The organism is Herbaspirillum sp. FG34, from assembly GCF_057809315.1.
Window position 1 is genome coordinate 43,854 of record NZ_JBMDJS010000023.1, and the last position, 11,640, is coordinate 55,493.

At 59.6% G+C, this 11,640-nt stretch carries 8 protein-coding genes and 1 pseudogene; 4 read left to right on the forward strand and 5 right to left on the reverse strand.

What is annotated here, in order from left to right:
- Positions 1-41: 41 nt before the first annotated feature.
- From ACODSZ_RS21240 to ACODSZ_RS21255, 4 genes are read left to right on the forward strand one after another with little or no spacing between them, the layout of a single operon-like run.
- Positions 42-1,589 carry a hypothetical protein gene (locus ACODSZ_RS21240; protein ID WP_488928492.1) on the forward strand — a complete coding sequence of 516 codons (1,548 nt, stop codon included), beginning with the start codon at positions 42-44 and terminating at the stop codon, positions 1,587-1,589.
- Positions 1,590-1,618: 29 nt separating this feature from the next.
- Positions 1,619-5,440, forward strand: coding sequence for a type VI secretion system membrane subunit TssM (gene tssM / locus ACODSZ_RS21245; protein WP_488928493.1), 3,822 nt, complete (start codon positions 1,619-1,621; stop codon positions 5,438-5,440).
- Positions 5,437-6,423 (forward strand): type VI secretion system-associated protein TagF, encoded by a 987-nt coding sequence (gene tagF, locus ACODSZ_RS21250; RefSeq protein ID WP_008332256.1) that lies wholly within the window; start codon positions 5,437-5,439, stop codon positions 6,421-6,423. Before tssM ends, tagF begins: the two co-directional genes overlap by 4 nt.
- Before the next feature lie 3 nt (positions 6,424-6,426).
- Positions 6,427-7,233 carry an OmpA family protein gene (locus ACODSZ_RS21255; RefSeq protein WP_488928494.1) on the forward strand — a complete coding sequence of 269 codons (807 nt, stop codon included), beginning with the start codon at positions 6,427-6,429 and terminating at the stop codon, positions 7,231-7,233.
- 82 nt (positions 7,234-7,315) lie between these two features.
- On the opposite strand, the gene tssA is transcribed toward ACODSZ_RS21255, so the two are convergent.
- The 5 genes and pseudogenes from tssA to ACODSZ_RS21280 all read right to left on the reverse strand — a co-directional run.
- Positions 7,316-8,443, reverse strand: a complete 1,128-nt coding sequence (tssA, locus tag ACODSZ_RS21260; protein ID WP_488928495.1) for a type VI secretion system protein TssA — start codon at positions 8,441-8,443, stop codon at positions 7,316-7,318.
- A 423-nt stretch (positions 8,444-8,866) separates the two neighbouring features.
- Entirely contained in the window at positions 8,867-9,592 is a 726-nt protein-coding gene (locus ACODSZ_RS21265) for a hypothetical protein (protein WP_488928496.1), read from the reverse strand.
- A gap of 73 nt (positions 9,593-9,665) precedes the next feature.
- Entirely contained in the window at positions 9,666-10,403 is a 738-nt protein-coding gene (locus ACODSZ_RS21270) for a hypothetical protein (RefSeq protein ID WP_008332261.1), read from the reverse strand.
- 59 nt (positions 10,404-10,462) lie between these two features.
- Complete coding sequence (locus ACODSZ_RS21275) at positions 10,463-11,203, reverse strand: hypothetical protein (protein WP_488928497.1); 741 nt, start codon at positions 11,201-11,203, stop codon at positions 10,463-10,465.
- Positions 11,204-11,414: 211 nt separating this feature from the next.
- Positions 11,415-11,640, reverse strand: a pseudogene (locus ACODSZ_RS21280) (hypothetical protein); the annotation flags it as partial.

An 11,640-nucleotide genomic window follows, 5' to 3' on the forward strand; every position in this document is an offset into this window, starting at 1 on the left:
AGGGCCGACTACAACAATAAGAATCCAGAAAGCGAACGCTGATGAGCACATGGATAAAGCGGGGTCTGTTGACCGTCGCAGTTTTCTTGATGACCTGGGTGATGTTCATCACCTACTGGTCAGGCGCCAACCACATGCCCGATGGCGGCGATGTCATCGTCTATCTGCTGGTGTTGCCGGCCGCCTTTCTGCTGCTGGTGTGGGGCGTGAGCAAGGCCAGGAGCGCGCTGGTCGCGGCAGCCGCCGCCAAGGCCGCCGCCGCGGCTGCCGCACCTGCCCCGACGGCTGCACCCAGCGAACCGGGACATCCTCCCGAGCGCAGGTGGACGCTGGCCATCGTGGCCACTGCATTGCGCTCACCCTTCGGTGCCGACGCCAGCAGCCTGCTGGAACAGATCAAGTCGCAATCTCTGCGCCTGCCCCTGGATGGCGAATTGGTGAACGATCAGGACATGCCCATCCTCGCCGGGCGCATCGGCGACCTCCAAAGTGAAGAAACACGCGAAATCTACCAGACCTGGCATCAGCAACATTTCCCCGGGCAGGATCTGATGCTGATGGGCGATGCTCACTGGCGCAGCCTGACGTTGGCCGCCGATATCGCGCGGGAGCTGGGAGGGCGGCTGCAGTGGCATCCCCTGCTGGAGGAGTATCGCGAGGCTGCGCGTCACCGTCAGGAGGAAGTCGGTTTGCCGCATCTGCATCTGCTGGTCCTGCTGCCCGCCCACTGGGGAAGCGAACACCGCATGCAGGCTGCACGCTGGCTGGGTGAGCAGGTATGCCTGGCCGGCTGGCCGGCCGAGAAGCTCAACGTGCTTCCCGCCGCGGCCGGCGAAAACGCGCACCCGCTGCAGCACCTGGACCGATTGGTCGCCACCAGTCGCGATGCGCGCACGCAGCAGCCCTCCCCTTATCTGGCCTCGTCCTACCTGGCCATGGTCATTGCAGCCGAGTGCAACCTGGATCCGGAGATCGTAAAGGCCTGGCAGCAGGACAAGCAACTGCTGCAAGGGTCGCAGAACATCGGCAAAGCGCCGGCAGAAGCCGCCGCCGGTCTGATCCTGGCCGATGCCACCCAGGCGCTGGCCATGGGGACGGCCGATCCGGTCCTGCTGCACCGGGCCAGCGTGGGCCGGCATGAGCAATCGGTCGACCAGGCTCGCCGCGTATCGGGCGAACTGCTGATCCAGCTGGCGCAGGCTGCGCTGCGCGATGCCGCGATTGCCCCCGATCAGTTGGCCCTGCTGGTAAGCGATGGTGACTACCGCGCCAGCCGTACCGATGAAATCATGAAACTGGGCTACGCCGCCCTGCCCGAACTGGACCTGGGGAGCCAATGCGTCAAGCTCGGCGCCACCTGCGGCTCGGCCGGCCAGGCCACGGCGCTGTCGGCGCTGGTACTGGCACACACTGCCACCTCCGAGAGCGGCGAACCGACCCTGTGCGTCTGCAACGAAGACGCACACCGGCGCGCCGTGGTGGCCCTCAGCCTTGCTCCCGTCATTGCGGCAGGAGCCGCACCGGTTTCCGATCCCGCAGCATCCTCGACATCCACGGCATCTCACGCCCCTGCTTCAGCGAACGTATAACAAGAACTCCACACCAAAGCGCTCACATCATGCAACGACTCTGGCATATCCTCAGCGACACGCGTGTCCTCATCCTCCTGGGCTTCGCCGCCCTGGCGGCCTTTCTCTTCATCGGCGCCGATCAGCTCGAAGTGGCGCTGATCTGGGCCGTTGCCCTGCTCGGCCTGCTGTTGCTGGTCTGGCTTGGGTTCTGGCTCTACAAGCGCTGGAAAGCCCGGCGTGCCGCCGGCAAGCTGGAAAACGTGCTGGAGCAGCAAGCCACCCAGGCCGCCCCCGCCAGCAGCGACGGCGCGCGCCGCGACGACGTGAACGCCCTGCGCCAGCGCATGCTGGAAGCCATCAATACCATCAAGACCTCCAAGCTGGGCCAGAAGTCGGGCGCTGCCGCGCTGTACGAATTGCCCTGGTACATGGTCATCGGCAACCCGGCAGCGGGCAAGAGTACTGCCATCGCCAATTCGGGCCTGCAATTCCCCTTCGCCGACAAGGGGGGCAAGATCGTCCATGGGGTGGGGGGTACACGCAATTGTGACTGGTTCTTCACCACCGATGGCATCCTGCTCGATACCGCCGGGCGCTATTCGGTGTACGAGGATGACCGAAATGAATGGTTCAGCTTTCTGGGCCTGCTCAAGCGCTATCGCAAGCAGGCGCCGATCAACGGCATCATCATTGCGGTGAGCATCGCCGAGCTGACCGGCAATCGTCCCGAATTCGCCATCAATCTGGCCAAGAATCTGCGCCAGCGCGTACAGGAACTGACCGAAAAGCTGGAAGTCTTTGCGCCCGTCTATGTGGTCTTCACCAAGGCTGACCTGATCACCGGTTTCAACGAATTCTTCCTCGACACCGAACGCAGTGAACGCGACCGCGTCTGGGGCGCCACCCTCGCCTACGACCGCAAGCGCAGCGGACAGGAGGTCAGCAGCTTCTTTGATGAGCGCTTCGACGAACTGTACGCCGGCCTCAAGGAAATGAGCCTGGTCAACATGTCGGTCAAGCGCGGCGAAAACCTGGCGCCGGGCGTACTGACCTTCCCGCTGGAGTTTTCCTCCATCAAGGGCGTGCTGCGCTCCTTCGTGACTACCCTGTTCGAGGAGAATCCCTTCCAGTTCAAGCCGGTCTTCCGAGGCTTCTACTTCACCAGTGCCTTGCAGGAAGGCGCGACCGTGAGCGCCTCCTCGCAGCGCATCGCCGACCGCTTCGGCCTGACGCTGGAACACAAGCCGCAGCGCGATATCTCCTCCCAGCACGGCTTCTTCCTGCACAACCTGTTCAAGCAGGTGATCTTTGCGGACAAGCAGCTGGTGGCGCAGTACACCAGCCGCCACAAGCTCCGCATGCGCTACATCACCTTCTTCGCGGCGGTGACCGTACTGGGGGCGCTGCTGGGTGGATGGAGCTGGTCCTACATGGGCAACCGCCAGTTGGTGGCCAACGTCCAGGCCGACATGGACAAGGCCGTCAAACTGCAGGAAAAGCGCCTGGACCTGCAATCGCGCTTCGAAGCACTGGAGATCCTGCAGGACCGTATCGAACAACTGGACCGCTATCGCTCCAGCCGCCCGATTTCGGTCGGACTCGGGCTCTATCAGGGCGACCTGCTGGAACGCAAGCTGCGCGAGGAATACTTCGCCGGCATCAAGGAAATCATGTTGAAACCGGTGGCCTCCAACATCGAGACCTACCTGATGGAAGTCAACGCCAATTCCGGCAAGCTGGAACCGATGTCCAAGCCGCCCCAAGCCGGCGGCATCACGCCGGTGGCCGACAATGGCGCGCAGGCCGGCAACGCCCTGCGCACCTACAAGGACAGCTCGGCCACCAGTGTGGAAGATGCCTACAACGCCTTGAAGACCTATCTGATGCTGGCCGACAAGTCACGTGCCGAATCGAGTCACCTGAGCGACCAGATCACCCGCTTCTGGCGCGGCTGGCTGGAGACCAACCGGGGCACCATGCCGCGCGAACAGATGATCCGCAGTGCCGAGCGACTCATCAGCTTCTCGCTGGAACAGATCAATGATCCCTCCTGGCCGACCGTGGAAAACAAGCTGACCCTGGTCGACCAGACCCGTGAAAACCTGCGTCGTGTGGTTCGTGGCATGCCGGCGCGCGAGCGCGTATATGCCGACGTGAAGGCACGTGCCGCGACCCGCTTCGCGTCCATGACGGTCGCCCGCATCGTCGGCGACAAGGACAAGGAACTGGTGATGGGCAGCTACGCCATCCCCGGCACCTTCACTCGCGATGCCTGGGAGAAGTTCGTGGAGGATGCCTTCAAGGAGGCCGCCAACAAGGAACTGCAAAGCGCCGACTGGGTGCTCAAGACCTCCACCAAGGACGACCTGACACTGGAGGGTAGCCCCGAGCAGATCCAGAAGGCCCTGGTATCGCAGTACAAGACCGAATACGCGCGTGAGTGGCAGAAATTCCTGCAGGGCGTGAGCATCGTCGAACTGCACAACCTGGACGAGGCCACCAATGCCATGAACCGTCTGGGCGACCCGCTGACCTCACCGCTGAACAAGGTGATCAATACGGTCTACGACGAAACCTCGTGGGACAACCCCTCGCTGGTCGATGCCGGCCTGGCCACCGCCAGCAAGGGCTTCATGGGCTGGTTCAAGGAAACCATCCTGCGTCGCTCGCCGGCCCCGGTACCGGCGCCGACCCAGCTCAATACCGATGGCAGCACCGCTATCCCGATGGGTCCGGTCGGCCGCGAATTCGCCGGCGTGGCGCGCCTGGTGGTGAGCAAGGACAAGGGCAATTCGCTCATGCGCGGCTACATGGAAAATCTCTCCAAGCTGCGTACCCGCTTGAACACCATCAAGAACCAGGGAGACACCGGCCCCGGTGCCAAGCAGCTGATGCAGCAGACGCTGGAAGGCAGCGGCTCGGAACTGTCGGATTCGCTCAAGTTCGTCGATGAGGAGATGCTGCCCGGCCTGAACGACCAGCAGAAGACCACCCTGCGGCCGCTGCTGGTGCGGCCGCTGGTACAGGGCTTCAATGCGCTGGTGCGTCCGACCGAAGGCGAGGTCAACAAGATCTGGCGTGCCCAGGTATACGAGCCGTTCCAGAACAATCTGGCGGCCAAGTATCCGTTCTCGCCCAACTCGAAGATCGAGGCCAATAGTGGCGAGATTGGTACAGTGTTTGGCGAGAATGGCGCGATCTCCAAGTTCGTGACCACGGCCATGGGTCCGCTGGTGGTACGCCGGGGCGACACGCTGTCGCCACGCAAGTGGGCCGACATGGGCATCACCCTGTCGCCGACCATCACCACCAGCTTCGCCGACTGGATCAGCACCCCGGGTGGTGCTGGTGCAGGCGGCGGTGGCGGTGCTGCAGATGCGCAGACGGTGTTCCAGATCCAGCCCCAGCCAGCGCCGGGTGCGCTGGAATACACCATCGAGATCGATGGTCAGCAGCTACGCTACCGCAATACCCAAGCCCAGTGGAGCAACTTCGTCTGGCCCAATCCGCAGGGTGCGCCGGGTGCCCGGGTGACTGCCGTCACCTATGACGGCCGTACGGTGGAAGTGGCCAACCAGCCCGGACGCTTCGGTCTGGAACGCCTGATCAACACGGCCCAGCGCAAGCGCAAGGACAACGGGGTCTTCGAGCTGTCGTGGACCAATGACGGGGTGACGGTGGTGGTGAACCTGAAGATCATCAGCAGCGCCGAAGTCTCCGGCAACAGCAATGGTGCCGCACGCGGCACGGCGGCTCTGCGTGGCCTGAAGCTGCCGGAAACCATCGCTGGCGGCGCGCCGCCAGCGCCTGCACCGGCGTCGCCGGTGCAATCGCAAACTCAATCCATGACTACAGGGGCCAAGCAATGAGTGCATCCGGCACCCCCATCAGAATCGGCTATTTCGGCAAGATTCCGGCACGCGGGGATTTCATCAAGGCCACCGACAACGCCGCGCTGATCACGCTGCTGGACAACTGGCTGGCGCAGACCATGGAGCTGCTCTCGCGCGATGCGCGCTGGAAGATCATCTATGACGGCGTCAAGCCCCTGCATTTCGTGGTCATGGGTCCGCGCAGCCGGCGCGCCGTGGCGGGCCACCTGCGTGCCAGCGGCGACCAGTCGCAGCGCCGCTTCCCGTTCATCTCGATGAGTGCCTTCGATATCGAAGACCCGGTGGCCTTCGTCAGCAACAGTCCTCTGATCCTCTCGCGACTGTGGACGCGCCTGGAGTCGCTCACACAGGGGGTACTGAGCGCGCCCGATCCTGGCCAGCCACTGCAGACACTGGCTTCGACCACGCTGGAACTGGACATCAACAGCGCCGGCTACCGCGCCGCCTTCGCTGACTTCCTTGATCTGCAGACGACCGGTTCGCTGCAACAGATGCTGACCGAGGCAGGCTTCGCCGGCAATCTGCGTCAGCTGCTGCTGGCTCTGGGCCTGCTGCTGCAACCTGTCATGGCCAGCACCTCCAGCCGTCTCGACAAGAACCTGATCCTGCCACTACCGCGCGACCCGATGTATCGCAGCCTGGTAGCCAGCTTCTGGATGCACCTGATTACGCCCTTCCTCACGCGGGCCGATTTCGAGCTGGTGCTGTTGCTGACCAGAATGGATGAACAACCGGTCATGTTCCTTGGCTTCTCCGGAGCTTCACCGCGCACCCTGCATTCGGTGATGGATGTCCAGGCCGGTGCCGAGCACAACATTCCCTTCGACGATGCCGACTGGGTGGAAGAACACGTGAGCGGTGACTACGGCATCCAGAAACTGTCCAGCTACCTGGCCCATCCAGACCTCTCGCTGACCTCGGCCCTGGCCTCGTTCCGCGAAGCTTTCATCGGAGCCTGAATCTTGAAGACGAACCTTCTTTCCCAAACCCGTCGGCTGGTGCTGTTAAGCATCGCCTCGCTTGCCTGCTCAATCGGCCTGGCGCAGAACGTTGCGCCGCCTGTTGCCACTCCCGCGCCGGGCCAGGTCCTGGTCACCGGAACGGTACCGGACGAAGCCAGCAAGGCCGCGGCCCTGGCGCGTCTGCGTGAAGTCTACGGCGCCGATCGTGTAGTCGACCAGATTGCGGTGGGCCAGGTGGTATTACCGGCCAACTGGAACAGTCACGTGCAGAAACTGATTTCGCCCAACCTCAAGGCGGTCAGCCGAGGTCAGCTGAAGATCGACGGCACCAGCGTCAGCATTTCCGGCGAAGTGGCCAATGAAGCACAGCGACAACAAATCGCCAGCGACATGGCCAGCAGCCTGAATTCTTCCTATACCGTCAACAATGGCTTGCGGGTTTCCACCTCGGAACAGGGCTTGCTGGACAATGTACTGGCCAACCGCGTGGTGTCGTTCGAGAGCGGGCAGGCCACCTTGACGCCTGAAGGCAAGCGCATCCTCGATGAGATCGCTGCCACCATGTTGAGACTCAAAGGACGGCATGTGGAGATCATCGGCAATACCGACAATGAAGGTCTGCGCGCCAGCAACATTTCGCTGTCGCTGGCGCGGGCCGATGCGGTCAAAGCCTACCTGAGTGCAAAGGGCGTCGATGAGAGCCTGCTGACTACCTCTGGTCAGGGCCCTGACCGACCGGTCGCCTCCAACAGCACGGCGGAAGGACGCGCCAAGAATCGCCGCATCGAATTCCGCATCGCCAAGTAAGGGCTGGGCGAATCTCGTAAAAGAAAAAAGGAACCGATTTTTGGCGGTTCCTTTTTTCATTTGAGCTGAGGCCGCTACGGGCTCAATCCTGCGGAGGCGGTTGCAATCCCAGCAGTTCCTCGACATGGGACAGCGCGGCATTGTCCTTGATGACAGTCTTGAGCCAGGCATGCAAGGGCATTTCGCCCCACTGCGCTGCCTTGTCCGCCAGGTGGGCGACCGGGCTGTGCGGCTCGGTGCGTCGGAAGAATTCCGCCACCGCACGCAATTGGGCGATGGCTTCGGCACGGGTACGAATGGGCCCTTGATGCTGGACCTGCGCCGCAACTGGGCTTCCAGGCTCGGTAAATTGGGCGGCCAGGGCGGCGGTGTTCTCGTCTGCGACGGCGATTTCCGCGGGCGCCACTGAACGCAGGCCGGTGTCGGCAGCGAAACGCGCGATGGTGTCATGCACCAGCGTGATCGCCTCGCGTGCGGCAGAGAAGCCGGGGCCGTCGACGCCCAAACGCTGGTCCACCGACTTTTCGAATTGTTCCAGGCATTGCAGGCAGTATTGGGTATCGGCGAGCATGGCTTCGTAGAAGGCATGTGAACTGCGTTTGCGGGCCGATTCCATCACTGCCAGCTTGACGCCCTCCTCTGGCTTCCCGCCCTCGTTGGCGATGCGCTCGGCATTGGCGGCGCGCGTGCGTGCGCCGTCGAAGTCGAGCAGGGAGAAGGCGCTGCCACGTCCTTCGGTCAGCGGGATCTCGCGTGACATCTGCACCGAGCGCGACAGCAGCCAGGTGAGGTTGCCGACGCGGCGGTCGTGGTCGCCCTCTTCAGACAGGGGGTAGAGGTGATCCCAGAACTGGTCGAACAGGCCGGCCACCAACAGGAAGCCATCGCCCAGCCCGCGCAGGCCGCGCGTCTTGCAGGCGGCTTCGCTGTACCAGACGGCCAGGCGCAGGTCCTTGCTGCGGGTTTCGATGAGCTGGGCGCAGCGTTGCTCGACGAAGATCCAGTCGGCTTCCTTGATGTCGGTGACCCATTCGCCCTGGTCCAGGGTCGGATCGTCGAAGCGACGGGCCTCGGCGATGGCGTCCAGATCGGCGGTGAAGGAGAGGTCTTCGCCGCCAGGGTGATTGTCATTGATGGGCTTGAGCAGCGGGTCCACGGCGGAGGTGGGTGGCTTGACGCCGAGCAAGGATTTCAGGGTAGGCAGTTTCATGGTCGATGCGATCCCGATCAGTTATTTTCTTGTCATGATGATCCCCGCTGGTCCTGCGTTTGCTTGCTGGAACTGGCGGGCCTTGGAGCGGGTTGGACAAGGGTTAGGGGCGGGTGTTCGCGGTGGCAGATGAATAAGCGGGAAATTATGAGCCGATTCTCGATCTCGTATGTGGCTCGTACGCTCCAAGCTGATCAGTGTGAGTGGTGCCGTGTGATATCTGTGCAGCGGCAATAATTGAGAATTTGCGAATGCTGCCGCCACGGTCACTGCCTCTCCAGGGGGTATCGACATACCGCCACAGTCCGGTAGTCGGTTCAAAATCAATGACGTCGCTGCTGGTGTGGTGCTGGCAAATCAACATAAGTATGAACTTGGGTCACTGCGTTCGATCCTGTCGCGGCTACAATCAGACGTGACAGGTTATAAGAAGAATTCTGGAGGAACAATATCAACCGATAGCCATTCCCACACCACATCCCGCCCGAGCGAGCTCGGCATCGGCTTTCCTTCTTCAATTCTTTTCTTGTCGTCGAATAAGTCCGCGACAAGCCAAAATCCTGTTCTGGGGCAGGTTGCTCCTGTGGGTACACGGATACGATCCAGGTCCGGACCGATCAGCTCAGGATTTTCTACGCACTTGCTGGCGATTTCTTCTACGCCACGCATCAGTCCCACGAAGAAGTCCCATGTTCCGAGATCGCGATCAACTGATGCAGTGAAATCTCCGAGATAGAGATCAACGAAGAACTGAGCGTGATAGGAGACCTCATGCAATATCTCGTCACGGCTGTTGAGCAGGCGAAAGGTCGAATAGCCTGGAACTGCAGATCCATCCTTCTTTTCGGTGGGGACCAACTCCATATGCAGTCCATCCCTTAGATCTTCAAAAAGAGCCTTTTTCAAGTAACGAAAGAGCTTGTATTCCTTATTCTCGGGTGTGACAAATTTCAAAATTCGATCTGCTGACCAATAAAGGTAATAGCGTTTTCCATACACCTCGGTGTAGCTACCACGGATTGGCTCGACCACGAATCCCATAATCGACGTATCTGTACCGCCTCGAGATGTCTCTGCGTAATGCCATAGGTAGGTGCCGGGAGCCAGCTCAATCACATCGCCAGCGGTATGGTGGAGGTACAGCAGCATGATTCAGTTCTCTTTGCCTTCCGGACGTGTTTGACCATGAAACAGGATCTCACGATCCGATGGATGCTTGCGGCTATCCTTCGTCCTCGTCCAGGAAAAGTTCTCGAGGAACGATATCCTGAGATATCCATTCCCATGCCACATCACGTCCCATCGATAGAGGCATGATGTCTCCTTGCTCGCACTCGATTTTGTCATCGACAAGATCTGCGACAAGCCAGAAGCCGCTTTTCGGGCAAATTTGGCCAGACTTTGACCTGATGCGTACGACATCCGTTATTGTCTCTGGACACGGTACGCACTTCTTCCTGATTTTTTCCACGCCGTCCTTGAGCGCCACAAAAAAATCCCAAGTCGATAGAGTCCGGTCGGTGAATGGGGTCAGGTCGCTCATGTATAGCTCCAGATAGTATCGTGAGTTATACGATACTTCGTGGAGGATACGGCCATCCTTGTCTGATAGACGAACCGTAGAGTAACCTTGCTTCTCGCTCCCATCATTGTTCTGCGTAGGTGCGATGGCGATCTGCAAGCCATTGCTCAAATCTTCGAAGAGCGCTTCTTTGAGATGTCGAAACAATGGATATGTCTTGTTGTCAGGCGTTATCAAATTCAATATGCGATCTGCCGTCCAATAGAGGTAGTAGCGTTTTTCATTTACCTCGGTGTAGCTTCCTCGAACGGGCAGCGAAAATCGGCCCAGAATTTCCAGGTCAGACGTTCGTTGCTCTTCTTCCAGGTATCGCCAGTGCCCATTTTCCGGATCAAAGTCGATAATTTCGCTACCTGTGTAGTGCTGATAAACAAGCATTGCTATTTTCCTCAACGATCCGCAGGTGCGCTGTGCCGTGGGAGATATCTCGATTTGTTCTAGTCGGTGAAAAGAGCCGCAGGAATCAGTTCACGAGAAATCCATTCCCAATTCACATTGCGACCCTGACTGGAGGGCATCAGCTCGCCTTGTTTGGCCTCTATCCGATAATCCACGGAATCGGCTACCAACCAAAAACCATCTAGGGGACAGCGCTCTCCAGTTCTCGCCCGGATTCTGGATGCAAGCGGACTTTCGTTCTTCTCGCTTGAGCATTTCTTACTTATTTTTTCGACAGCATCTTTGAGCGCAACAAAGAAATCCCATGTTCCAAGATCTCTATCGGTAAAGGGTGTGATATCCATCATGTAGAGCTGAAGATACCGTTGCGAAAAATAAGAAACTTCGTGCAATAACGTACCGGTTTTGTCGTGCATTCGCACTGTTGAATATCCGGGAATAGCACTGCCATCTCTTCTCTCCGCCGGGACAATCTCGAATTTCAGCCCGTCGCGCAGATCTTCAAAACGTGCATCTGAAAGGTGGCGGAACAACGTATATTCGGTCCCATCCGGAAGTCTGAAGAGCAAGATCCGGTCCGCTGTCCAATAAAGGTAATAACGCTTGCCATCGACTTCAGTAAAGCTTCCTCTCACCGGGAGGGTAAACCTTGCCATGATCTCAAGCTCAGGCGTCACTCTCGGCTTTTCTGGATAACGCCATAGCCCGGTCGCTGGGTCGAAATCAATAATGTCGTCTCCGGTCACATGATCAAAGATCAGCATCTTCATTTCCTTCATCTGCTCATCCGGGTTTGCGGTGACCTTCGCAGTTTTTGAGAGAGCGTACCTCGTTGAGGAAAGCGATCATTCCATCGACTCGCGGCCTACCCGGCCAAACTTGCTGCTGCCGAGGCGACTGCGATTGCCCCTGCTCACGCACCGAGCGCACGGCACGCTCTCGCACCTCAGAGGAAAACTTACTTGATTTCTTTTTCATGGCTCTATTCTCTCAAGAGTTAGAGGAAGCGTAGCGCGACATAATTGCCGCCTGCCCCGTCAGACTGGTCGCCGAATACGCGACGGCAAGCACCCCCATTCTTGTTTGATCTGACTCCGCAAATACAAAGCTCGCACTTAATCTCTCCTTCTGATACGAACTTATCTTCCCGGTCAGTTTTAGTAGAACCCATTTCATAAATAGGCGTGAGATGCGTTCTGTCCAGAAAGGGCGCTGG

Coding starts and splice junctions, on each gene's coding strand:
- ACODSZ_RS21270 (WP_008332261.1), bottom strand. CDS start 10,403: ATGCTTGTTTATCAGCACTACACAGGTAGCGAAATTATCGACTTTGAT.
- tssM (WP_488928493.1), top strand. CDS start 1,619: ATGCAACGACTCTGGCATATCCTCAGCGACACGCGTGTCCTCATCCTC.
- ACODSZ_RS21240 (WP_488928492.1), top strand. CDS start 42: ATGAGCACATGGATAAAGCGGGGTCTGTTGACCGTCGCAGTTTTCTTG.
- ACODSZ_RS21275 (WP_488928497.1), bottom strand. CDS start 11,203: ATGAAGGAAATGAAGATGCTGATCTTTGATCATGTGACCGGAGACGAC.
- ACODSZ_RS21265 (WP_488928496.1), bottom strand. CDS start 9,592: ATGCTGCTGTACCTCCACCATACCGCTGGCGATGTGATTGAGCTGGCT.
- tagF (WP_008332256.1), top strand. CDS start 5,437: ATGAGTGCATCCGGCACCCCCATCAGAATCGGCTATTTCGGCAAGATT.
- tssA (WP_488928495.1), bottom strand. CDS start 8,443: ATGAAACTGCCTACCCTGAAATCCTTGCTCGGCGTCAAGCCACCCACC.